At 40.0% G+C, this 24,706-nt stretch carries 17 protein-coding genes; 8 read left to right on the forward strand and 9 right to left on the reverse strand.

What is annotated here, in order from left to right; all coding sequences use genetic code 11:
• Positions 1–167: 167 nt before the first annotated feature.
• Positions 168–2,966, forward strand: a complete 2,799-nt coding sequence (locus NH454_RS08895) for a TonB-dependent receptor (RefSeq protein WP_253038796.1) — start codon at positions 168–170, stop codon at positions 2,964–2,966.
• Between the two features lie 155 nt (positions 2,967–3,121).
• On the opposite strand, the gene NH454_RS08900 is transcribed toward NH454_RS08895, so the two are convergent.
• The 3 genes from NH454_RS08900 to NH454_RS08910 form a co-directional block, all read right to left on the reverse strand.
• Entirely contained in the window at positions 3,122–6,190 is a 3,069-nt protein-coding gene (locus NH454_RS08900) for an Ig-like domain-containing protein (RefSeq protein WP_253038798.1), read from the reverse strand.
• A gap of 547 nt (positions 6,191–6,737) precedes the next feature.
• Positions 6,738–7,892 carry an iron-containing alcohol dehydrogenase gene (locus NH454_RS08905; RefSeq protein WP_135925774.1) on the reverse strand — a complete coding sequence of 385 codons (1,155 nt, stop codon included), beginning with the start codon at positions 7,890–7,892 and terminating at the stop codon, positions 6,738–6,740.
• 43 nt (positions 7,893–7,935) lie between these two features.
• Complete coding sequence (locus tag NH454_RS08910) at positions 7,936–8,769, reverse strand: type 1 glutamine amidotransferase domain-containing protein (RefSeq protein ID WP_253038800.1); 834 nt, start codon at positions 8,767–8,769, stop codon at positions 7,936–7,938.
• 107 nt (positions 8,770–8,876) lie between these two features.
• Here NH454_RS08910 and NH454_RS08915 point away from each other — a divergent pair, with 107 nt between their 5' ends.
• On the forward strand, positions 8,877–9,776 hold the full coding sequence (locus tag NH454_RS08915) for a LysR family transcriptional regulator (RefSeq protein WP_138556630.1): 900 nt from the start codon (positions 8,877–8,879) through the stop codon (positions 9,774–9,776).
• Here NH454_RS08915 and NH454_RS08920 read toward each other — a convergent pair.
• Complete coding sequence (locus NH454_RS08920; protein WP_135925777.1) at positions 9,757–10,293, reverse strand: isochorismatase family protein; 537 nt, start codon at positions 10,291–10,293, stop codon at positions 9,757–9,759. The genes NH454_RS08915 and NH454_RS08920 overlap by 20 nt on opposite strands.
• Before the next feature lie 119 nt (positions 10,294–10,412).
• On the opposite strand from NH454_RS08920, the gene NH454_RS08925 reads away from it, so the two are divergent.
• Positions 10,413–11,360 carry a helix-turn-helix domain-containing protein gene (locus NH454_RS08925; protein ID WP_253038802.1) on the forward strand — a complete coding sequence of 316 codons (948 nt, stop codon included), beginning with the start codon at positions 10,413–10,415 and terminating at the stop codon, positions 11,358–11,360.
• A 182-nt stretch (positions 11,361–11,542) separates the two neighbouring features.
• Here the strand turns inward: NH454_RS08925 and NH454_RS08930 are convergent, their stop codons facing one another.
• Complete coding sequence (locus tag NH454_RS08930; protein ID WP_253038804.1) at positions 11,543–14,047, reverse strand: S8 family serine peptidase; 2,505 nt, start codon at positions 14,045–14,047, stop codon at positions 11,543–11,545.
• A gap of 670 nt (positions 14,048–14,717) precedes the next feature.
• Here NH454_RS08930 and NH454_RS08935 point away from each other — a divergent pair.
• The 4 genes from NH454_RS08935 to NH454_RS08950 are packed head-to-tail and all read left to right on the forward strand — an operon-like array spanning position 14,718 to position 17,857.
• The gene (locus NH454_RS08935) at positions 14,718–16,226 is read left to right on the forward strand and encodes a curlin (protein WP_253038806.1); all 1,509 of its coding nucleotides are present in this window, start codon (positions 14,718–14,720) and stop codon (positions 16,224–16,226) included.
• A 40-nt stretch (positions 16,227–16,266) separates the two neighbouring features.
• On the forward strand, positions 16,267–16,659 hold the full coding sequence (locus NH454_RS08940; protein WP_135925781.1) for a CsgE family curli-type amyloid fiber assembly protein: 393 nt from the start codon (positions 16,267–16,269) through the stop codon (positions 16,657–16,659).
• Between the two features lie 5 nt (positions 16,660–16,664).
• Positions 16,665–17,078 carry a curli assembly protein CsgF gene (locus NH454_RS08945; RefSeq protein WP_235382655.1) on the forward strand — a complete coding sequence of 138 codons (414 nt, stop codon included), beginning with the start codon at positions 16,665–16,667 and terminating at the stop codon, positions 17,076–17,078.
• Positions 17,078–17,857 carry a CsgG/HfaB family protein gene (locus NH454_RS08950; RefSeq protein ID WP_253038808.1) on the forward strand — a complete coding sequence of 260 codons (780 nt, stop codon included), beginning with the start codon at positions 17,078–17,080 and terminating at the stop codon, positions 17,855–17,857. The genes NH454_RS08945 and NH454_RS08950 overlap by 1 nt, the downstream gene beginning before the upstream one ends.
• 13 nt (positions 17,858–17,870) lie before the next feature.
• Here the strand turns inward: NH454_RS08950 and NH454_RS08955 are convergent, their stop codons facing one another.
• Positions 17,871–18,548, reverse strand: a complete 678-nt coding sequence (locus NH454_RS08955; RefSeq protein ID WP_253038810.1) for a response regulator transcription factor — start codon at positions 18,546–18,548, stop codon at positions 17,871–17,873.
• Between the two features lie 223 nt (positions 18,549–18,771).
• On the opposite strand from NH454_RS08955, the gene NH454_RS08960 reads away from it, so the two are divergent.
• The gene (locus tag NH454_RS08960) at positions 18,772–19,080 is read left to right on the forward strand and encodes a hypothetical protein (RefSeq protein ID WP_054560743.1); all 309 of its coding nucleotides are present in this window, start codon (positions 18,772–18,774) and stop codon (positions 19,078–19,080) included.
• 58 nt (positions 19,081–19,138) lie between these two features.
• On the opposite strand, the gene NH454_RS08965 is transcribed toward NH454_RS08960, so the two are convergent.
• The 3 genes from NH454_RS08965 to NH454_RS08975 all read right to left on the reverse strand — a co-directional run bounded on the left by NH454_RS08965 (position 19,139) and on the right by NH454_RS08975 (position 24,359).
• Positions 19,139–21,247, reverse strand: a complete 2,109-nt coding sequence (locus NH454_RS08965; RefSeq protein ID WP_253038812.1) for a TonB-dependent siderophore receptor — start codon at positions 21,245–21,247, stop codon at positions 19,139–19,141.
• A 471-nt stretch (positions 21,248–21,718) separates the two neighbouring features.
• A complete protein-coding gene (locus NH454_RS08970; protein WP_199526770.1) occupies positions 21,719–23,257 on the reverse strand; it encodes a glutamate synthase-related protein in 1,539 nt (512 codons plus the stop codon).
• A 520-nt stretch (positions 23,258–23,777) separates the two neighbouring features.
• Complete coding sequence (locus NH454_RS08975; RefSeq protein WP_253038814.1) at positions 23,778–24,359, reverse strand: ACP phosphodiesterase; 582 nt, start codon at positions 24,357–24,359, stop codon at positions 23,778–23,780.
• Between the last annotated feature and the right edge of the window lie 347 nt (positions 24,360–24,706).

Below are 24,706 nucleotides of genomic sequence, written 5' to 3' on the forward strand. Positions count from 1 at the left end.
AACCAACTTGTTTCATTTATAAAACATTAATCTTGGCAAAATTTTAACTAAGAAATCTAAACAACGTAATCACTAAAGCGCGTTGACGGAATTTTAGTCTTTATATATCACTGAATGGACATTTGAACATTCACGATAACAATACGCTTAGAGCGATGGGGGTCAATATGATGAAATTCACCAGAAGCCAAATAGCCTTATCTGTAGCGCTCTCTCTAATGGGAAGCACAGTAGCGGCGGAGGAGAATACACAAGCACAGGATGCTAAAAATGATGATATCGAAGTAATTGCAGTCAGCGGCGTAAGATTGAGCTTGAAAGAAGCCATCGCGACAAAACGCGGTTCGGACAAAATTCTTGATTCAATTGCTGCTGAGGATATGGGTAAATTTCCCGATGAAAACGTCGCGCAGTCGTTGCAACGTGTTCCGGGTATTTCGATAGACCGTCCTCGTGGTAGCCCAAATGGTGGCACGAATGGTAGTACAGATGGTCGCCTTGGTGGTCAATATGTACAAATCCGTGGCTTACCAGTTGACTTTACACAGGTAACACTAAACGGTCGTTCATTATCGTCTGGCCGTAGTATTGGCCGTCAATTCTCTCTTGATGTACTTCCTTCTGAGTTAATTGGACAACTGGACGTGTATAAAACCGTTTCGGCAGACCAACTTGAAGGCGGTATTGGTGGTAACGCAGATATTAAAACGCGTAAACCGCTTGATGCTGATGAAGTAGGCTTTTCGGGTGCTTGGTCAGCCGAAGGTGTTTACAGTGAACTTGCAGATTCAACAGATCCTCGCTTGTCAGGTATCGTGAACTGGAAATCTGACGATGAAAAGTTTGGTATACTTGTAGGTGTTACCTATTCAGAACGTCAAACGCGTGAAGATGAATACTTCTCTTGGGGTAATGTAAACTTTGGCCCAGGTACAGGAGACGGTGTTGAAATTCGTCCTGATCTTGCCACAGTTCCAGGTGGTACTAACGATGGTAGTATCGATTACCCTAACTCTCTATACCCAATTGAGCCACTAACTCAATACTATGGTGATGAGAGAACTCGTACAGGTTTAAATGCAGTTATTGAATTTCAGCCAAGCGATGAGTTGAACATTACATTCGATGGTTTATATGCAACATTCGATGTTGATGAGACAGCACTGCAACTGCCTGCTCGTTTCCAATTCCGTGGCCCACAAGATCCAAGTCAATGGGTAGCTGCCGATATTAATGATCCTAACGGTCGTGGTGTAGGTGGTATTTTCCCATTCTTAGTTACTGAAGCTGTTGTTGAAAACGATAATCTTGTTTATGCCGTTGCACCACAAACACAATTCCGGAGTGTATCAGAATTAACTAAACTTGAATCAGATACTCTAGCACTTGGTACACACGTGAACTGGGCACCAAATGAAGATTGGGTACTTGATTTTGATATCGGCTATTCAAAAGGCGAGCAAACACGTGATCTGAAGAGCGTACTACTACAAGCCTTTGCAGACGTAGTATATGACGCACGTAATCCAGATAATGGTATTCCTGATCTATATGTTACAGGCACTGATCTTAATGATCCTGACAACTACCGTGTTGCATTTGGTAATTCAAATGCCCGTGATGTAAAAGATACGTCTTTATCATTTGCTTTTGATGCCAAATACTTCTTAGACAATGACTATTTCACAAGTCTTGAAGCTGGTGTACGTTACACACAACGTGCAAAAGAGATCAAAGCGTATGTAGGTAATAGCTTTACAGGTGCAAATGGTGTTCCTGCGGTACTACCAACATCTGCAATCAACTTACTTGACTTCCCTGTTGACGATTTCTTAGGTGAAGCGCCAGATGCAAATGTAATACGTAGCTTTGTTATTGGTGACCCAACTGATTTCCACAACAAGTATGGTGTTGAAAGACAGTTTGATAGCATCAGCTCATTCAAAGTTGAAGAAGACATTGCCGCGGCTTACATCAAAGCAAACATGGCCTTTGACGTTGCAGACATTCCAGTAAAAGGTAATGTTGGTGTACGTGCAGTCAAAACTGATGTAGAAGCAACGGGTGCACTACCTGTAGAAATCATCATCCGCAGTGCCGGTGACTACGATGTTGTTGGTGAAACAAGCTCAACGAGCAGTAATTACACAAATGTCTTACCTAGTTTAAGCTTAAATGCTGAATTAACTGACGAAGTGTACTTACGCTTTGGTGCAAGTAAAACTGTAACACGCCCAACGCTTTCACAGCTTTCACCGCGTTTTACATTTAGTACTACAACTCTAACAGGTTCTGCTGGTAACCCGGCCCTTGAACCGTTTGAATCTGATTCATTCGATTTATCACTTGAGTGGTACTTCAACGACACAGGTCTTCTAAGTGGTGCATTATTCCAAAAAGAGATCGATGGTTTCGTATTTAATTCAAGTGCGCCAGAAACAATCGCTGGAATTGATTGGGCATCTGTAGACCGTCCACGAAATGCGGCTTCTGCAACTATCTCTGGTGCTGAGTTAAGTTTCCAAACAACGTTTGATTTCTTACCTGCTCCATTTGATGGTCTAGGCATGTTAGCAAACTACACTTATACAGACAGTGACACTAACTTTGGTGATGGCTTTGAAGGTCAAACATTCAGCTACACAGGTCTATCTAAGAATGTATATAACTTAGTTGGTTACTATGAAAAAGGTCCAGCATCAGTTCGTTTATCTTACAACTATCGTGAGAAATACTTACTTGAGCCATCATTTGGTTTCTTCGCAGGCCCTCGTCATGTAAACGACTACCAACAGCTTGATTTAAGCTCGTCATATAAAATCAATGACAATTACTCATTGACATTCAATGTGACAAACTTAACCAATGAGCGCTTCGATCGTTACTTTAATAACGATGAGTCAATCATTGCGACAACCAACTTTACAGGTCGCCAATACTACGTAGGTATTCGCGGTACCTTCTAACTCATTATGTTGTTGTAGGTGATATACCTAAGCCAAAGCCTCCTAACGGAGGCTTTTTTTGTGAACTATTTATCTTTCGTGATGCCGATATTTAACAGCAGACATAAAAATGCTGCACCAAGTAAATTGATACAGCATAAATAAACTACTTTTACTTATAGCTTAAGTTTACGTCTAAACGCGACCATGGCTAACAGCAAAGATATTAAGTAGTACACGCTACCACCAGAACCTGAATCAGAACTTGAGTTGTCAGCTTTGCCAACTACGTTAATCACGACAGTTTTAGCCTCTGAAGAAGCAAATCTGTCTTTTGCTCGGTAACTAAAGTTAACAGCATAAGTCGACTCACCCGCAGGCTCGTAGACAAACAAGCCTGTGTCCTTATCAAAACTAAGCTCGCCAGAACTTGGGCTTGTTACTAGCTCAAATTCTAACTCATCACTATCTTCATCATTGCCAATAAAACGACCATTAACTACCGTTGAGTAATAAGTTTCATAACTCAAATCTGTAGCTGTTGGTGTGGTATTTGTTAATTCAACAACAACATTGGCAAGTGCCGTCTCTTCAAGGGAATCTTGCGCGGTAAAAGTAATTGAAACAGGCTGTAAAGATTCACCACTCGGCGTGTATTTAATTTCACCCATGTTTTGATCAAGTAACTCAATATGACCATGTTGAGGCTCATTTTTTACAGTGAAAATAAGTTGCTCATCATCTGCATCAGAGGCTGGCAAATTAAGTATCAAGGGTGTATTCCAGTGTGTTTTAATCGTAGAGTTTTCAACGACCGGCGCCTGATTTGTTAAAGTAGCTGTGAACTTTGCGAGCTCAGAACGTGAACGACCTTTTACTGTATAAAACGCTAATTCATCAACACCTACAGTGCCGTTAGGCGTATATGTGAACTGCCCTGTTTTGCGGTCAATAAACGTTAATTGGCCAAGGCTAGGGCTATTTTCAAACACTACAAAATCAATATCACTCAAATTAAGATTAACGTCGATTGCTGCAAGCACATGAGATGTTACCTCGCTATCTTGCGGTGTAGCTAAAGGTGCTGCGGCTTCATTCGAGAACACCTCTATAGATTTTCCTGAAAGCAGTGAATAGTCCACACCATTGTATGTTGCACTCACAATAGAACTGCGTTGATTTGCACGCGCTACTTCATAAAGTAGTTCATCATTAATTAAATCGTATTCTCCAAACTTATCTTCACAACTAAATAAGATGAAGCCTGCGCGTGTAGATACTATATTGTTTAATGAATTGTCACATAGTTGCGCAACTTCTGACATTTCTCCTGATTCTTTAAACGAGAATAAAAGGCCATACTGATTGGCAACATAAAGCGCTTTTTTACCATCAACAACAACACCCTCTAGCGACTTAAAACTGTCGTTTAAAGAGTAATTAGTGACACTATTATCAGTGTAATTATATTTAACTAATTGGTTACCTGTTAAAGCAAATAATTCTTTACTGCTTTGCTGTGTATCTATGCCTGCGACTATGCCAGAAACCCCACCCCAAAAGTTCTGTAAGCGAGGTGATTGCTTAAGTAGCTCACCCGTTTGCCCATTAAAAACTCGTATATAAGAGCCTTCACTGCCGGTGTGTGATGCGCCGTTACCTACAATCAGCTCTAACAGACCATCGTTATTGATGTCATGGGCTTCAATCGTTGAAATTTGGTCGCCACTTTGAAAAGGAACTGTATACAATAAGTTTCCATTTTCTGGTGAAAATACTTGTATATTTCCAGTGTAAGTTTCTGAGCCAGCAACAATTAAATAGTTTTTGCCATCATTGAATAAATCAGCAGTAATCACATACTGGTAGTCATTCCAGCCATCGGTCAAAGCAATGCTAGGTAACACCTGCTCTTTTGTTTCTATATCAATAACTTGAAGCTTATTTGTGCCATTCTCAGAAAAAATAACATCAATTCCTCCTTTACCGTCAATATCAGCAAGTCCTAGCAAAAATTGTGAATAGACAGTGATCGTTTGCGACCATTGCATAGACTTATCTTCAACGGTATGAATATAAAACCCGTCATCACCTGAAGATGTGTAACCCGCTCCCCATGCAATATCTGTTTTGCCGTCAAGATTAAAATCATCCACCAAAATACTTGAAACACTGTGTTCAGGGTTATTGATTTGCCAAAACTCCTCGCCAGAACTTAAAGTCAAAGCATGAATTTGCCCCCACTGACCATCGCCATATACTAGCTCTTGGGCACCGTCATTATTGATATCTGCAACTATAATTTTTGAAATATCTAAATCACTATTGGCTGTCCACACAATACTGTCTGTATTTGGACTGATTAACTCAATTGAATACCAGCCTTGGCCATTAATGACTTCATCTAAGCCATCTTGGTTTGTATCAACACTTTGTAAATGGATACCTGTTAGTTGGCTGTTCAGTGTTTTTATATAATCTATTGTATTTTCAGAGATACGATACAACTTGCCATCTTCAAGCATTAATTCGTGAACATTTTGCTCGGTAAACGAACCAACAACAAATTTGTTACCGTAATACTCAAGCTCTGAAATAACAGAAAGGTCTGACTGGTCTAGTATTAAAATCTGGCTATTGGCAATAGCAATAAGCTCGTCCTGACCATCGTTATTAATATCTCTTGCCGTAACTGATTGGCTAGAAACTACATTCTTAGTACTTTCGACTTTCATTGTTAGTAAGTTAATTTTTACTATCTGACTGCTCGTCATAAGTATTAAATAATATGTATCATCGGCAATGCTTTTTACCAATGTACTATCAGTGATGTAATCCTGAGAATCGAAACCTTCAACGACTGAATATTGATTATCTTTATACTCAATAATATTAAAATCGTTTTGTTGCACCGAAATAATTTGCTTATTACCGTTACCGAACAAGTCAACAGCATAAAGGCCATTGAGACCTGTTGAATTACTTAATGAAAAACGGCGAAACACCGAGGTAAGCTCTATGTTTTCTAATTCTGATGTAGTTGTTGTCGCTAAGGTTTTACTCAACGAAGTAGTCGGCGCTATATTTTGCTGTGCGCGACTTGTAAAATAAGATTCGTCATAATTAATTGGTTGCGAATTCGAATAAGTCGCATCGCCAAATTGATTATATTCAGGTGTGCTTTTAGTCGCACTGATAGCTTGCGTGCTAAGTAAAAGCATCGCTAGACATGTTAGTTTGGTCATTTCCCTATCCTTAAGGTAGTGCTTTAGCTCTCGATTAAACAATAGCCGGAGGTGAGTTCACTTTAGATGTTGGTATTAAGTTCTATTTTTAATTTAAAAACCGTGCATTTTCCCTTATCAGAAACACACGGTCAAGGTAATTGTATCCTTCATGTTAAAAATGCTAAAAAATACAACATAATTCTTGCTTCACTTAGCGAACGTATTCACTCATCAACCAATATAACACCCCGTTATTTTCGCTCCTTGTCTCGTACTTTTACATTGAAATTAATAACCTCACGGTCAACCCTTTGTTATGTTCCCCGCACCATCAAACACACAGATAGCATTATTAAAAACTGCCACAGCAAGCTGCTTTAGGTAGTACTGAAGTTAAAGGCACTGCTTCTGTGAATATGCAGTTTTTAGGAGCAAAGACTCAATGCGCTCTGGCATCTAGACTATTTTGCCATTGCCCACTTTGCTTATTGCTTGGGCTTTAGACATTAAAAAAGGCGTAACAGTTAATCACTATTACGCCCCTTCATATTAAGTTTTAACTAACTCAAAGTGCTAATGCTAAGATTGATTTCACTTTTTCTAAATCAATATCACCATGCTCACCTAATTTCGTTAGCTCGTTTTTCTCTAAATTAGCAACAACGGCCTCAATAGCTTGCTCGTCAAGGTCATAATCAGCTAGACGTGTTTTCACCGTCATGGCCTCAAAGAAGTCCTGTACAGCTTTAATCGTTTTATCGATTTGCTCAGCTTCGTCGCTATAATTTAGTCCGAACACTCTTTCACCAAGCTGCTGAATTTTAATTGATTTCTGTTCTTTTTGAACATGCATTAAGGCAGGTAGAACAATCGCCAACGTTTGTGCATGATCAAGGTTATAAAGTGCCGTTAACTCATGGCCAATCATATGTGTAGACCAATCTTGCGGTACACCTTGGCCAATTAAACCATTCAGTGCCATCGTAGCCGACCACATCACATTAGCTCTAACATCGTAATTTTGTGGCTCGCTTAGCGCCTTTGGCCCTTCGCTAATCAAGGTTTGCAAAATACCTTCTGCAAAACGGTCTTGTAATGGTGCATTAACAGGGTACGTTAAGTATTGCTCAATAACGTGAACAAACGCATCAACCACACCATTACTTACCTGACGTGCAGGCAACGAAAACGTGTATTCAGGATCAAGTACAGCAAAAACAGGTTGTACTGTTGGTGACGAAAATGCGCGCTTTTGCGACGTCTCTTTTTTAGTTACCACTGAGTTACCATTACTCTCAGAGCCTGTTGCTGGTAAGGTTAATACCGCACCGATTGGTAAAGGATTGCTAAACTCTGCCCCTTTAACAAGGATATCCCACGGCTCCCCAGCATAGTTATAGGCTGCAGCAACAAACTTAGCGCCATCAATAACACTGCCACCACCAACAGCTAAAATAAAGTTAACATGGTGCTCTTTTGCCGTTGTAACCGCTTGCATCAGTGTTTCGTAAGTTGGGTTTGGCTCAACGCCACCAAACTCTATAACGTCAACATCGGCTAGTGCACTCATAGCTTGGTCGTATACGCCATTTTTCTTTATTGAGCCACCACCGTAGAGTAACAACACCTTTGCATCGGTTGGTAAGCGTGATGAAATTTCGCTAATTTGACCTTTACCAAATAAAATTTCTGTTTGATTTTTATAAATAAAGTTTAGCATCGATTTGCCTCCTAAATTTTTGATAGGTAATACTTTTACAAATTTACTTTGCTAACATTTTTAATAGTTTTTCAGCTAACAACGTATCTGAAAATGGGTTTTGCCCCGTAATGAGTTCGCGGTCAACAACCACGTTAGGCTGCCACTCGCTGGCAAATGCCATATTTCCACCAGCGTTTTCCATTGCCATAGCCGGAAAGAACTTAAGCTTTTTACCTTCTAAACTGCTTTCAAACACTCGCTCTTCTGGATCAGAAAATATTGTCATTTTATAGCCATCATAAATCCAATTGCTTGCTGACGCCGTCTGCCCAGTTTGGATTGCACTGTAATACACCTTAGGCTCAGTTTGTGCCGATAATAAGGTAATTGGGCCGTGGCAAATTGCCGCCGTAGGTTTACCGTGTTGATTAAAGTGGCGCAAAATTTCACCGACTTCAGGATTATTTGCTAAATCAATCAACGGAGCATGACCACCAGGGATAAACACTGCATCATATTGGCTCAAACCGCCTGCCAAAATCTCTCTCAAACTAGCGGTATCATTAATATTGGGTAACGATGCAATAAATTTTTGGATCTCTCTCATTTTTTGCTCATCACCAGCAAAGTAATCTACGCTGATTGATTTTTTATCAACCTGCGGAGCATTCCCCTTTGGCGTTGCTAACACAAGCTCATAGCCCGCATCTGCGAGAGCTTTTGCAGGTACACCAAACTCGTTAAGGTAATAACCTGTCTCAATGCTGTGCCCACCAGCAAGTTCCATGGTTGTCTCGCTTGATAAAATGACTAATACCTCGCCTTCACTTGCCACAGCAAATAATGACATAGTCGAAGCTGCTACGAATGTTAAACACTGCAAAACCTTGTTCATGATTTATCCTCTTATTTGAATGCATCTAGAATAGGCTGTTTGCGCGATCGTGTGAATTCGGATAAATTAAGGGAAGCAATCAGAAAATTTTATGGCTCGCCTATTTTATGTCTTACCTCACACAGCTAAAAACCTTTGTGGAAGTTTATCGCTGCAAAAATATAACAAAAGCAGCAGCTAACCTCGGTTTGTCGCAACCTTCGGTTTCGGCCCATATTCAAGCCATGGAGTCAGTCGTTGGTAAAGCGTTGTTTGAACGCAAAGCTCGCGGAGTTACTCCGACCGCCGCTGCGCACGATTTAGCACTGCAAGTGTCTGGTCACATTGATATTTTAGAGCAAAAAATTATGTCAATCCGCGCCCGCTCAAGTGCCGTCTATGGCACTGTAAATATCGCAGGGCCTGCCGAATATATTAGTAGTGTGTCAGGGCCACAAATCGCCAACTTATTGCAATCTGGCAATGTAAACCTTGTTCTGCATATTGGTAATAAGGTGAGTATTTTTGATGCCTTGCAATCTGGTGCAGCAGATATCGCTATTGCCGCCTCCGAACCCGATCCTTCACTTTTTGACAGCTTAGTGCTTGATAGAGAAAAGCTTATTTTAGTAATGAACCGCCTTCACGGAAGAGAAGTTAAAGATAGCACCATCACCGCAGACCTTCTCTCAAGCTACAATGTTGTCGCTTATGATGAAGAGCTGCCTCTAATTAGGCAATACTTTGAGTCTGTGTTCAACGCAAAATGCCACTCAAACGTGATAGCTATTTGCCCTGACATTCGTGCAATTAGCAATATTATTCGCTCAGGTATTGGCTACTCTGTGTTGCCTGATTATCTATGCCGCGATCAGATAAAAGCTGGAGAGCTTGTACAACTGGGCCCTGTAGGCCCAGAAAACATAATTTACTTAGTATGGAACAAAGGCGCGTTAAAGCATCCTCGCATTGCATTTGCCAAAGATGTTATTTCAGCCTTTGCGAATATTAATTACTTTGCAAACTAAGCAAAGCTTGATTTGACTCTAATAGCTTTACTCGCGGGGCAAGGGCATTTAAAGCGATTAAGTGAAGCATTTCAGTAACGGTTGTACACGCATCCGTTAAGACTTCCACGTCGTATTCTTTTGCTTGCTCAGATATTGCCGTATGAGTCACACAGTTTTGAGTCATCATACCTGCGATCAAAAGTTTTTTAATACCATGCTGCTTTAAAATATCATCGAGATTTGTTTGATAAAAACTATCTGCATAGTGTTTTACAACCACAGGGGCTTCTGGTGCTGCTTTTAAAATATCAGGATGAATATTGACCCCTATCGTATCTTGGTTAAAAAAAGGAGCCAAGCCTTGTCGTGATTCAGCAATATGTTGAATATGGATAGGTAAAATGCCACATTCTGTTGCTTGTTTTATTACCTCAACAAGCTGATCTTTTACTTGTTTAGCCTGCCATAGAGGAAATGCGCCACCTGCAAAATAATCATTCTGTAAATCGATAATCAATAAAGCTGTATTTGTCATTGTGAGAACCTTTTGGAGTTGTGTTGTGGCACAGTTTGCTTAATTTTTAACGCAGCAAACAGTGACCCAAACACCATTTATCGATAATATTGGGCCAAAGTATCTGATAAGGCTTTACCTTGAACGTTGCTGTATTAGCATTTCCAAATATCAGCCCATTTCATCTTGCAGCACCATGTATGGTGTTTGGTGAGGGTGCTCGCTCGGCAGGCATCAAAGAATTTAACTTAGCAGTGTGCAGCGAAAGTAAAGCTGTAATGCCTTCAAGCTCGGGGTTTGATATTCAAGCGCGTCACTCAATTTCAAAGTTTGATCAGGCAGATATTATAATTATTCCGTCTTGGCCATTCCCTGAAACAATTCCCTCTAAAGAATTAACAACCAGCTTGCTAACCGCGCATCAGCGTGGCGCTATTATTGTAGGACTTTGCTTAGGAGCTTATGCGTTAGCGCACATTGGGCTTTTAGATAATATTGAAGCAACCACTCATTGGGCCTATAGCAATGACTTCAAAGCACGTTTTCCTAAAGTGAAGCTTAACAATCAAGTGCTTTACCTTAAACATAACCAGCTTTATACATCGGCAGGAACCGCAGCAGCCATTGATTGCTGTTTACACTTAGTACGTCAGTACTTAGGTAGTAAGCACAGCAATGCCATAGCAAGGGTAATGGTAACAGCTCCCTATCGAACAGGCGGGCAATCGCAGTTCGTCGCTTTACCAGTACCAAACAATGTTGCAGACGAGCGCTTAGCGTCATTACTTGAACAAATACAAAAAAATCTGTGTGCCACACACACAATAGATGAACTTGCAAAACAAATGCATATGAGCCGACGTACCTTCACCCGCCATTTTCAGTCTCTTACAGGGCAAAGCCTAGGACAATGGCTTTTGAATCAGCGTTTAAACTATGCACAGCAATTACTAGAAGCAACCGATTTATCATTAGAGCACTTGTCAGAAAAATGTGGTTTTGGCTCTGCTGTTACTTTAAGGCATCACTTTCGCAAGCAATTTGGCTTATCACCTAGAGATTGGCGTAATGCATTTCGCCAAGCTTGATAGAAGATAACTTATTTAATTATTAATGATTTTGACTACCCTAAAAGGGTATTTAAAAGCGCTCAAATCTATTCAAGCGATTGCCTACATATGGTAAATAAACTTAGCTCTATAAACATATAAAACCGCGCAAAAATGCGCGGTTTTATAATTATGTACACCAACACAACCGCTAACAGACACTAATCAAATGTAACGGTTACTTCATTTGAGCATACATCTGCCGATTGACAAACCTGATAAGAGTACGAGCTTTCTGTTGCTCTACGTTCAAAATCTAGGTATTTGCCCGTATTTTCTGTAGTACTGATCAGCTCGCCATTACGATAAATGTTAACGCTATCGGCACTACTTCCTTCCCAACCAAGCTGCACACGCATGTAGCCAAGGCGTGTTTTATTGGCGCGCACTAATTCAAGTTCAATTACATCAGAGCTCACTGACAGTTGTTGGGTTACAGTATCGGTATATCCTTCACTATCGATCACTGTTAAGGCTACAGAGTAAGTTCCTGATTCTGCATAAGTATAAGTTGGGCTAGCATCAGAGCTTGTTGCGCCATCACCAAAGTCCCACATCCAACTGACAATATCACCATTTACATCAGTACTCGCATCTGAAAACTGAACATTTAAGCCATCTGCAGTAAATGTAAATCCAGCTTGTGGTGGTTGAGGAGAGACTTCTCCAATCCCAGTTAAGTTTAATGACCAAGCATTGAGAGTACCTGTATCAGAGCTGGCATTATCAGACACAAAGAGAGTCCAGTCACCTGTGGCAACTTCACCATTGAAAGCCGCCGAATTATAGGTTTCATTGATGTCATCAGCACTACCACCCGACCTATTATGTAAGGTTACCATCGTACCTGATGGAGATGTTAAGGTAACAATTAAATCGCCAATCCAAGTATGTGTTATATCTACAAAGGTATTTGTATCAAAAACGGTGATGTCATCATTAATGGTAATAGTAGATGTAATACCCTGTGAGTTAGTATCAGGAATAGCCATCGGGGTGTCATTTTGATAGCTAAACTCGGTTAAACCTTGCGGCAATACATATAATCCGACAACTTCTTGTTGCTCCAAATCACCCGATACAGCGTTTATAGCTACACTGTAATCTCCCCATGTGGTTTGTTCAGTTGTAGGAACGGTTAAAGTAACAGACTCGCCGGGCTGAGCTGTATTTGATGATAACACAGCACCGCTAATAGGGCTGTCTACCGATAATTCAACCACACCTTGCCATTGTGCAATGGAGCCAATACTCAACTCGTAGCTTGCATTCTCACCTGCTACAATTTCTTGATTCCGTGGTGCAACAGATAATCTAAAACTAGGTTCAGGGTCTGCATCGAGCAGTGCCTGATGAACATTTAAACGGGTGCCAGCAACTGTCAACCCAGCTAAATTTGCATTAGCATCACCACTACTCATTAGTAACTGCTTTAATTCTAGCGCTGTTAAATTAGGATTAATTGATAGCACGAGTGCTGCAGCCCCAGCAACATGTGGTGTAGCCATTGAAGTACCAGAATAAGAAGCATAACCGCCCCCAGGTACTGTTGATAAAATTGCACTACCTGGTGCTCCCATATCAACGCTTGTTAAGCCCCACTGCGAGTCCCAGGCCATTTCATCTGTATGTGTTGTATTTGCCACTGCCAAAATTGAATCATGTTCATAACTAGATGGGTAATGAGGGTTTACATCATTGTCGACGCCATCGTTACCTGCCGCTGCGACAAATAAAATATCTGCATTTTCACTGGCTGTAATAGAATCAGCTAAGGCTTGGCTATAGCCACCTCCTCCCCAACTATTATTCGTTACCCTAATATTATGACCGGCATTTTTAAGGGCTACAAAATAGTCAACACACTCAATTGCATCTGACGTAGAACCCGTTCCCGCTGAGCTCAAAAACTTACAACCTGCGATAGATACTTCATGATTTACACCCACAACTCCTTGCGTATTATTACCAGAAGCACCTAACGTACCTGATACATGCGATCCGTGCCCCTGATCATCCATAGGATCACCATTTCCTGTAATCGCATTTATGCCATAAACATCATCAATGTAGCCATTACCATCATTATCGATACCATCCCCAGCTATCTCGCCAGGGTTTACCCACATATTTGCTTGTAAGTCAGGATGATTATAATCTACACCAGTATCAATAACCCCAACAATTATCTCACTTGAACCTGTGGTTATGTCCCATGCTTCAACTGCATCGATATCAGCATCAGCAACTCCCCCTGTTTGCCCAGTGTTATTCATCCCCCAAAGTTCAGCAAAACGAGTGTCATCAGGAATACCTAATACCCGTAACTGATAATCAGGTTCTGCATATTCTACTGCTGGATGCTTAGATAAGGCTTCTAATGCAACTTTTTGGTTTACTTCTGAAAGCTTAAAGTTTGCTAACCGACCACCTAAAATGTGTTTGTAACGGTCATCGATACCATCTGAATTTAAGTCTCTTATTTTTGCTTTAACTAAAGAGCGTGCTTGTGCTCGAACTGCTGCAGACGTTCCTTTTTTAAATACTACCAATATGCTATTTTCATCCACACTTTTTGTCGATTTATTAGGCTGAGTGCTTGCATGTGCACCAACCGTAAGGAGTGGAATAATAGCCAGTGTTAAAGCTGATAATTTTGTTTTCATAGTGCTATTCCATAAACAGACGCTGTGAAAACACAGCGTAGAGTATTTCTTCTCTGAAACACCGATACACAATCTTGCGGCAACAAAACCTTTTTAGTGACTGTTTAAAAAATACGCAAACCTAAACGAAGAGAACTTAAAATTTTCATTCTTTTTTGTGATCTAAAATGAAATTAAATCCAGAGTTTCAAGCTTTTTTGTTAGCTTTAACCTGCCGAAACTCATGCCATCTTTCTCATTCTTTTTTTGTACTAGATCCAATTTTCATAAAGGTCCCAAGCAAAAGTAAGCCTAAGCAATTGACTTAAATAGATTAAAAAAATCACAAAAACATTCCATTTATCACTTTGTAAAGTAAACATAAAGTTAATACTCTCGGTTGCGAAATTATCTTCTTTCATTCGCTACAAGCGAAACGACGTTTTGAAGTAGCCATTTTCACAGCCGTTTTTGGGCTTCTCTGTATTCGATATACAAACAAAGGTTCTTTTTTCTATACGAATGATGCCATACGCAATCACGGAAGTTTTGGTGTTTCACCACCAAGTAAATAGCACAAACATTTTGGATTCGCGCACACCTGTTAAGTAGCAAAAATACAAGCCGGCAACCTTGTAAAAACGCTTTGTGTATCGCGGCTAAAAATATTTTATTGATTAAGGAGATTAGCGTGAAACTATCTAAATCGATTTTAACCTGCGCAATAGCAATGGCTTTATCTTCTGCTGCGTATGCTCAAAATACAGATAAACCAAGTTCAACATCTGCGTTGACAAATGTAGAGCGTGTTACGGCACAAGGTAACCTGCTCGTCATTTCTCAAACGTCTATCCAAGGCTTAGGAAATGCAGCAAGTACATTACAACAAGGTAATTCAAATCAAGTTGAGATAATTACCACAGGTGATGGCAATGAGACCGATACCGTTCAAACGGGTAATGGGAATCTTATTCTTGTAACAACTTACGGTGATAACAACCAACAGTCTTATACGCAAGATGGTGAGCAAAATGGAGCTCTAACTGAAGTAATAGGTGATAGCAACCAGCTTTCAGTAGTTCAAAATGGTGCAAGTTTTTTTGGTATTACAAATGAAGTAATCAATATCATAAATGGCGATGAAAATGACATTACTGTAACACAAGATGGCGATGGAAATTGGTTTTATAACTACAACATGCAAGGTAGTGCTAATGAAGTAACTGCTGAGCAGTATGGTATTTGGCATGAAGCAAAACTATATGCCATCTATGGTGATGAAAATACCATAGAAATAGAACAAGACGGTTTTTGGAACCAGCTCACTGTTAACAACATCACTGGCAACATGAATGAACTTACCAGTGAGCAAATTGGCTCTTACAATGAAATTAGTATCACTGAACTCTATGGTGATGAAAATGAAATCAGTATTGAACAAGATGGTGATGAAAACCAAGTAAGCATTGATTCAATCAACGGCAATGAAAACAATATTGAAGTTGAGCAAAGAGGAAATAACAACGAATTCAATTCAGGTGTGTTCACAGGTAATGATAACGAAGTTGATAGTATTCAATATGGTGATGACAACATAGCAACCGCGGAGTTAATTGGTGACGAAAATGACATGTTGTCTGTTCAAAATGGCAATAACAATACCACTTACTTTGGGGTTATCGGCAATAATAACGAATTTATATCACTTCAAGTAGGAAGCGATAATATTGCTCATGCCGTTAACTTTAATGGTTCAAATAATGACATTGAAATGGTGCAAACAGGGGATCTAAATACCGCAATAATTGAGTCATCTTATCCAAATACCAGCATTGCTAGTAATGCGAATGAAATTGTTATATCACAAAATGGCTATGCTAACGAAGCTACCCTTAGCTTGAGCTCTGTTATGGAAAGCTCGAATAACCAAGTTGATTTAGCTCAAAATGGAGAGCTTAACGCAATTGATCTTATGATTGAGGGTCTTGGTAATAGTATTGATATTGCGCAAGAAGGTAACTTTAACTTAGTTGCAGGTATTAGTGAGGGTGCTTTTATTGTTTCAGGAGACGAAAACTCTGTTTCAATCAGCCAAGTAGGTGAAGGTAACCTAGTTGAAGGGTCTATCATGGGAAGTGGTAACGTTATATCAGTTACTCAGATTGGTGACTTCAATTCAGCAACTGTCATTCAACAGTAATAGAGTGTAAGGAGGGACCCTCCCCTCCTTAGATGCGATTATGAAAAATATCAACTACTTAACTTTAACCATCATTTTACTTTTTTCTGTATTCCAACGCTGTGATGCTAATGAAGTAGAAATTGACGGTTTAGTGCTTGATCGTAGCATCAGTCGCTTTGGTCATCAGTTTTACTATGGCTTTTCGCAATTGTGGCTAGACCTACCTAACAGCTCTGATACTCATGTTGTAATCAAAGAAACGGTACTTCCTCGCGCCGGAACTCGACTTGAAGTTTTACTTAATAACGAACTAATTTATGTCACTTTTATGGGACGTAGAGGCGGCCCTCTAAAAGAAAGAGTAGAAAGCGCAATGTTTGCCGCAATGGATGCAATTGCGCGTGCACGCTTTAAACAAACATCTCCAGATTTAGCACCCAGTGGATGGTAATAACAATGAAAAAAATAATTTTCGCGACCTTATTTTTAACCTCCCCATTAATGCTCGCTACTGAGCTAGTTTACAAGCCCATTAATCCATCGTTTGGCGGTAATCCATTAAACGCAAACATGCTTTTATCTAAGGCTCAGGCTCAAAATAAACACAAAGCACCTATTGATGAGAAAAGCTACGCAGAAAATTTTCAGGATTCTTTAGAGCGAACTTATCTAAACAGAATGGTCCGTGAAATCACTGATATCGCTTTTGGTGATGATGTTGAAGAGAGTATCTTTAACCAAGACTCTACCTTTGTTAGTGGTGACTATGAGATTCAAATAATCACCAGTTCATCTGATGCTATCACGGTGCAAATCACCAACTTAATTGATGGCACTATCACAATTATTGAAGTGCCGAGGTTCGGATAATGATACGCATACTAACATTACTACTTTTTTTAGTATTTTTGACTGCTTGCTCAACATTCAAAGCAACACTGCCTCCGGCACAACAAATTGCTACAGAAATAACACTAACAGACACCTTTGCTGAACTAAAAGCATTGCCAAAACCAAAAGGAGCCATTCCTGTTTCTGTTTATTCATTTCGAGATCAAACAGGTCAGTATAAACCTCAAGAAAATGTAAGCTCCTTCTCAACGGCTGTCACCCAAGGCGCTAACTCTATTCTTATGCAAGCGTTACATGAAACTGACTGGTTTATTCCTGTTGAACGTGAAGGACTACAAAATCTACTCACCGAACGTAAAATTATTCGCGCAGCTATGACCGACAACGAAAATTTAACACCTGAATTACCACCACTAACAACTGCAAAAATAATTTTAGAGGGAGGTATTATCAGTTACGACACAAATATCAAAACAGGTGGCTTAGGCGCTGAGTATTTTGGAATTGGTGCATCAGAAATTTATCGTGAAGATATTATTTCTATTTACATGCGTGCAGTTGATGTGCGAACTGGTCAAGTGCTGCTGTCAGTGGCTACAAGCAAGAAAGTTCTCTCTAAAGAAATGCGAGCAGGTTTTTTCCGCTACATCAGTTACAAGCGCTTGCTTGAGGCTGAAGCAGGATACAGTGATAACGAACCTATGCATATTTGCGTCTCTCAAGCTATTGAAAAAGCATTAACTTTGCTCATAGATAAAGGAATAAACAAGGGGATTTGGTCACCTCAGATTATTTAGTAACAACTCTTGCTCACCTAGTTACAATGGATGCAGCGGGCATAAAGCGCTGCGCCCAATTTGCCAATTCGATACGATTACGTGACTTCGTTTTGCGAAATGCGCTGTAGATATGTGTTTTAACTGTGTGGCAACTAATATTCAAGGTGTTTGCAATATCCTCATTTTTTGCTCCCTTTGCCAACAAAGAGATCACTGACTTTTCGCGAGCAGTTAACACATTTAAACTTACCAAATCGGTCTGCGGTGTTTTTACAAAATTGGGCACTTGCTGAACGAGTTCTGATAAAGTTTTAGACATTGTTTTTCGACAAAACCAAAGCTCACCAGACAAAATCCGTCTCACTCCTTTAAAGGTATTTTCAGGCTCATCTTTTTTATAAATAATGCCTTTTATATTTGCCAATAATGCTGTTTGTTCGTGTACTTTAGTCGGCATGGCATTGTATAAAGCAACATGATTACTTTTCGCCAAATCGATAATTTCTTCGTTTAACAATTCTGAACAACTGCTATAAGCGGCATCAACTAAAAATAATGCAAAATTAGCACGACTGTCGATAGCAGGTAATCGGCTATCAACCTTAACCTTTGGGGTGACAGTCTCTAACACTTTAAGTAACAACAAAAAATCATCGTTGTATAAATCTGTGTGATATTTAGTAAGTACAAATAAAGATTTACTGATCATTACTTCATCCTTTGAAGTACCCAGAAGAGGGATAAAAATAGTGTACCTATTTTTCTTAATTGAGCAAGAATCTCTGAGAGAAAATAAGATTTTCAATAACATTACATTAACTTTAAAAAGTTTTAATAAGAAAAATAAACTAGTCGCAAATCAAAACTTTTAGCAATGAGTGAGCTTATGTATACTTCCAGCTTCTGAAAAATGACCTTACAAAGGGTTAATAATGAAAAAGCTTTCTAAAGTACAATTAAAACAACAAGCCCTTGTATTAAATGTTGCCGATGCTCTTGAAGAGCAAGGCCGCGCTGAGCTTGAAGGCATGTTGCAATGCTGGTTCGATGTGGAATACCACTTATTTCCAGGCTCATTGCTTTTATGTTTTCAATTTGAAAATCAACAAACTCTTGATGCTGCCACACCAGAATTATTAAAGTGGCAAAAGCGCCTGAGTGGCGCAATGCTGAAAAAGGGCGTGATTTTAAAAGACATGCGCAGGCATTTAGTATTTACCCTAAAAGGGCCAGACGATTAAGCAGCAACTGCTGCAATAATCGTAGGCCTAAGCTCTGGTGTAAATAACTGACGTTTAGTTAAAATTTATAATTTAAGCTCAACTTGTAATTTACCGGCTCCCCTGGCTGAGTCCAAATAGCAGAGTACGAATTAGAATAATATTTTTTATCCAGCAAATTATTTACATTAAATTGCAAGCTTAAGTCATTAGTCACATTGTATTTTGCAAACATATTTACCAAAGTGTAAGAAGGTAAGTAATAGGTAGGATCAATGGTTTCTCCAAGCCTCTCGCCAACATATTGTACAGCAAGCCCAACAGTTGCATCTAAATCTATTAGGTCGTTTAGCTCTCTCTTAATTTGAGCATTTGCACTGTGTTTAGGGATATTAAGTAACGGACTGCCTTTTGGCAGCTTTACCCACCAATCTGGGTTGACTGTATCGTTTGCTGTTTTAGCGTCTGTGTAAGTATAAGCAAAATCAAATAATACATTGCTTGTAATGTTGCCATGTAAATCTAGCTCAATGCCATCACTTGTTACTTCACCTAGCGCAGTAGATACACCAGCTTGTAGGTCTGTAGTTAGCATATTGCTCTTTTCGGCACTAAATACTGTAAAACTTCCACTTACACTATCGGTAGTAAACTTAATACCCGCTTCGAAAGATGTTGTTTCTTCAGGCTCAAATGCATCTCCTTTACTATCGTAACCGCTGTTAGGTCTGAAGCCTTCAGAGTAACTTGTGTAGTATTGGAGGCTGTCTGAGTAGACATAAACTAGACCGACACGCGGGCTAAATGTGCTTTGATCACTTTTAGACTGTTGCTGATTAATATGATTATCTATTTGTTGATCAAACCAATCAAAACGACCACCTACTTGAACTTTCCACTGCTCAGTTAGGTCTAGTTGATCTTGAATATACACTCCATAACTATGTTGTACTTCAGTACTGTTGAATAAAAGAGACCCTTCAGGCGCTGCTTTTCCATACACTGGATTATACATGTTAATTGCGTAACGGGTGTCTTCAAGTGTTGGACGATATCGATACCACAGTTTATCAAAATCGAACTTGCTGGCATCTGCTCCGATTAATAAGTGATGTGTCAAACCTGCAAGCTCAACACTACCGCTAAGTTCTATTCGCGCTGAAAGGTACTCAGTTTGAAAGTCGCGCTGATTATGCTGCCTACTTAATGTTTCGCCATCTTTGAAATAAATTTGTCTACTTGGAGCAAGTTCGGCATCACTCGACTCACTTAAAAATTTTGAGTCACTGTAACTTAAACCATTCAAAAGAGACCACTGTCCAATTTGCTTCTCAAACGTAAGTTGATGAGAAATAGCGTCAACTTCTGTAGGTTTATCACTTGGTTCACCTAAAAAAGTGTCAATTGGTAACGCATCTATTTTTCCCTTAATGGCGACAATACCACGATCGAAGGTTGTACTTTGATCTACATACTCAAGCTCATAATTCAACTTTGATGTATCTGAAATTAACCATAGAATTGAAGGCGTAACGACCGTTTTGCTTGACTCATGATGATCTCGAAAACTTTCACCCTCTTCAACAGCACCATTAACTCTAAAAGCAACATTGTCTGAAACAGCATTGGTGTAGTCAGCCTCTGCTCGGTAATTCTGCCAACTCCCTGCTGTTACTTTTATATAACCCTGCTTTGCAAACTGTGGTTTTTTAGTGATTATATTAATTGTTCCCCCAGGCTCAGAACGACCATAAAGCGCAGAGCCAGGTCCTTTCATCACTTCTACGTATTCGATATTACTTGTATCACGTGTACCACTGAAGCTTCTGCCAGATGAATAGCCGTTAATTAAGAAACCTGATGGAATACTCTCATCGCCAACTAACCCGCGTATTGCAAAGCTTTCCCATAAACCACCAAAATCATTTTGCTCAGCAATACTTGGAGTTAGGTCAAAAATATCGGTCAAAGTGTTCACTGCCGCATCATCGAGGTTTTCAGCAGAAATAAATTCAACACTCTGTGGTTGCTCACTCATAGGAACATCACCACGAAACGCTTGCCTAACACCTGAAACTGATATTTTTTCTATGTTCGGTGATGCTGTTTTGGCATAAACAGCTGGAGTCAAAATTGTGCTAATAGCAATTGAAAGTACAGAACAGTGGAATCGGTTAATTATAGTCATTTTATCTCTTGGGTATAAATACAGCTTAATCGGTTAAGTTTTTAAAGGTGATAAGTAATGGTAACAATTATCATTTATATTATAATAACTAAATATAACTCGAAGTGCTACCTTAATCAGAGCTGAAATGTCTTTGTACGATTAGTGAGAAAACCTACAGGTTAGAAGAGATAGTCTAAGTCGATTAAACAGGTGTTTTAAGAAAAGTTACTAACGCATTTTCCTATGCTTTGAATGTGTTAACTTTGATTGTTCAAAATTTGGAGGCAATACATTTTTCTTGTGAGATAAGTTATAGCCCATGGTGATAAACCTAACCAGAAACAAACTTTTATTAATAATCACTAAAAACCAAAGAATGCACCGAGGCACATAGCAACAGATTGTTTACCATAATTAATCTGTACGCTATATGTACTCGGTGATTGAAGTAATTAAAGTGAAATAACTTTTACGATTAAGCGTTACAGTTTACACACTGCCAACGCCCGCGTACTTAACACCAGATAACAACGCCATATCTTTGTGCCACGTTGCTAGGTCATTAGCATTAAACTTAGCTAAAGAGTCATGCCCACATGCCCTAGCCATTACCGACATTAACTCAGTTGAGGCTTCAAAAAAGTTCTTTAATTGATTTGCCGACTTTTCAATATTTAAGCGCTGACGTAAGTCTTGCTTTTGTGTGGCAATCCCTGCTGGGCAGTTATTGGTATTACACATACGCGCAGCAACACAGCCGATTGCTTGCATTGCACTATTTGAAATCGCCACCCCATCAGCACCAAGAGCGAGCGCTTTTACAAAATCAATGGGTAAACGTAAACCACCTGTAATGATCAAAGTAACATCACTTGCACCTTGTTCATCTAAGTACTTTCTTGCTCTGGCAAGTGCAGGAATAGTCGGTACACTAATATGATCCCTAAAGATCTCAGGAGCTGCACCAGTACCACCACCACGACCATCAAGAATGATGTAATCGGCGCTCGCATCGAGCGCAAATTGAATATCTTCCTCAATATGATTAGCACTTAATTTAAACCCGATTGGGATACCGCCAGTTACCTCGCGAACTCTATCAGCAAATTTTTTGAAATCAGCCGCACTGTGTAAGTCTTTAAATGTTGGGGGTGAAATCGCCGAAGTACCCGCTTCAATTCCTCTTACTTCAGAGATTTTGCCAACATTCTTATTGCCTGGTAAATGCCCCCCCGTGCCTGTTTTTGCGCCTTGTCCGCCTTTAAAGTGAAAGGCCTGCACGTTTTTTAATTTATCTTCGCTATAACCAAAACCCGCGCTTGCTAACTCATAAAAATAGCGTGAATTGGCTTGCTGCTCTTCAGGAAGCATACCGCCTTCACCCGAGCAAATACCCGTTCCGGCAAGCTCTGCTCCTTTTGCTAACGATACTTTAGCTTCTTCTGATAAAGCACCAAAACTCATATCTGAAACAAACAGCGGAATAGCCAGCTTTAATGGCTTTTTCGCTCGCGGACCAATCACAAGTTCGGTATTAACGGCTACATTTTCCATTAACGGTTGCGTTGCCATTTGTGCCACCATTAGTTGTAAATCATCCCACTTAGGTAATTGATATCGCGGCACACCCATCGACACCATAGGGCCATGATGACCAAGCTTTGATAACCCTTCACGTGCCAGTTGATGAATAAGCTCAACGGTGGGCTCCTCTTTGGTTGCAGTAGCTACAGGCGAATCAGAGGCTTGAATTTGTACGCCTGGCCCTTCTTGACCAACTTGGCTTTGATCAAATTGCTTGTGACTACCATCACAAAATGGCGCATTAGCGGTGTGCTTACATTGGCATAAATAGGCATCGCCCGACTCTTCTGCTGTAAATGCTTTGGGTTTGAAATCGGTTCCGGCATGTGAGCCGTCACAAAATGGCTGGTTTTTAGAACGCCCACAGGCACAAAAGTAATACTCTTGCCCCTGCTCTAAGGCGACTTTTTTCGGCGAAACGGCTGCAATTATGGGTTTGCTCATTATTATTCCCTCACGGTTGCTACATTACATTGCTATGTTCAAGTTACTGGGATTGAGGTAAGTATTAATTTAAGGCTTACTTGCTTTACAAAGGGTAGTTCAGCTCAGTTAAATAACGAGCTTTTAAGCGCCTTGGAGTTTACTTAGCTATCGATAACCGACTATATAACCGCAACAAGCAGCCAAGATATCAGCCATTTCATATTTTAAGGTAAGAGGTAAATCGGTTTATGAACCGCAGTGTGGGTAATTTTCACATAGAGGATAAGAGGCGCTGCGCTTTAGAGGAAAGAACTAAATACTCTTTTGGTTTATCTCATTCACTTCTCATTCTCTTCTCTTTGTGCAAAAAACAAATTGAACCACGTAGTGCACCGAGCCGATTCGCGCTACACAGAGATAAACCGTAAATTACGCGGGGTAAACCAGCTGCTACTAGTTAACTTGTTGGGTTTCACTCCGTTTTACTCAACCTACCAGCAAATAGCTCCTTTCCCCTTTACTCTAGAAACTCGCCAACTCATTCCATCCCCTTTTGCTTCACATGCTCAACCAGCTCGGGGAAAAACGCTAAAAACACCGCGTCTAATTGCTGATAATGACGAGCAATATCGTCAGCCGCTCCTGCAAAGTTGTTAGCAAAGCGAATACGCTTGGCGATGTTATCAAGGGCTAGGCCGACCCCATCGAGTGTTTCATATTCTTTAAACCAATCATTATTAGTCATACTGGTCACAACTTGCTGCATGCGTGAAGGCATCATGGCTTGGCGCTCATTTAAAAGCCCATAGCTGTGCTGTTTGAATTCAGCTAAGGGCTGCTCATTAAAGCGATGCCAATGCTGAATAAGAAAGTGATCAAACGCCACATCAATCGCGACACTTGCAAAGCGTTTACGTGCTGGCGAAAAATACTGCTTAGCCTCTTTTACAAGGGGATGTGAATCGGTATACCTATCAACCAAATAATGATTTTCAAGGCCGTTTTTAACCGCGTCAGGTAACTGCGCTGAATACCGACGCCCACCAAAATCCCCAAGCAGATTACCAAAGTGTGAATCAGCCGTCGGTTGTGCTAAGTAAAGGTGGGCCAAGTAGTTCAACGCATTCTCTAAATTAAGTCATTTTATGCATTGTAAAAGAATACACGTGAAAGGGTCTAGGGGCGCGAGTTAGCAAAATTTTAGCAGCGATTTTATATCGCGTAATCCACTGAATAATCACGAAGAGTGATAAGAAACGCTACGCTTTAGAGGAAAGTAACTAATAGTTTTATTGGGTTACTCATTTACTTCTCATTGTCTTCTCTTTGTGCAAAAGAATATTGAACCACAGAGATGTATGGACTCCCCTCCCACAGGGGGGTAACGTAATAAGCGACAAAACTTTTACAAAAGGAGTCCATACATGGTGAATCTTAACGTTATTGCGATTGATTTAGCAAAAAATA

This window comes from Pseudoalteromonas sp. Ps84H-4 (assembly GCF_024124645.1).
In the GTDB taxonomy this organism is placed as follows: domain Bacteria; phylum Pseudomonadota; class Gammaproteobacteria; order Enterobacterales; family Alteromonadaceae; genus Pseudoalteromonas; species Pseudoalteromonas lipolytica_C.

Coding starts and splice junctions, on each gene's coding strand:
- NH454_RS08895 (WP_253038796.1), top strand. CDS start 168: ATGATGAAATTCACCAGAAGCCAAATAGCCTTATCTGTAGCGCTCTCT.
- NH454_RS08900 (WP_253038798.1), bottom strand. CDS start 6,190: ATGACCAAACTAACATGTCTAGCGATGCTTTTACTTAGCACGCAAGCT.
- NH454_RS08905 (WP_135925774.1), bottom strand. CDS start 7,892: ATGCTAAACTTTATTTATAAAAATCAAACAGAAATTTTATTTGGTAAA.
- NH454_RS08910 (WP_253038800.1), bottom strand. CDS start 8,769: ATGAACAAGGTTTTGCAGTGTTTAACATTCGTAGCAGCTTCGACTATG.
- NH454_RS08915 (WP_138556630.1), top strand. CDS start 8,877: ATGTCTTACCTCACACAGCTAAAAACCTTTGTGGAAGTTTATCGCTGC.
- NH454_RS08920 (WP_135925777.1), bottom strand. CDS start 10,293: ATGACAAATACAGCTTTATTGATTATCGATTTACAGAATGATTATTTT.
- NH454_RS08930 (WP_253038804.1), bottom strand. CDS start 14,047: ATGAAAACAAAATTATCAGCTTTAACACTGGCTATTATTCCACTCCTT.
- NH454_RS08940 (WP_135925781.1), top strand. CDS start 16,267: ATGAAAAATATCAACTACTTAACTTTAACCATCATTTTACTTTTTTCT.
- NH454_RS08945 (WP_235382655.1), top strand. CDS start 16,665: ATGAAAAAAATAATTTTCGCGACCTTATTTTTAACCTCCCCATTAATG.
- NH454_RS08950 (WP_253038808.1), top strand. CDS start 17,078: ATGATACGCATACTAACATTACTACTTTTTTTAGTATTTTTGACTGCT.
- NH454_RS08955 (WP_253038810.1), bottom strand. CDS start 18,548: ATGATCAGTAAATCTTTATTTGTACTTACTAAATATCACACAGATTTA.
- NH454_RS08960 (WP_054560743.1), top strand. CDS start 18,772: ATGAAAAAGCTTTCTAAAGTACAATTAAAACAACAAGCCCTTGTATTA.
- NH454_RS08965 (WP_253038812.1), bottom strand. CDS start 21,247: ATGACTATAATTAACCGATTCCACTGTTCTGTACTTTCAATTGCTATT.
- NH454_RS08970 (WP_199526770.1), bottom strand. CDS start 23,257: ATGAGCAAACCCATAATTGCAGCCGTTTCGCCGAAAAAAGTCGCCTTA.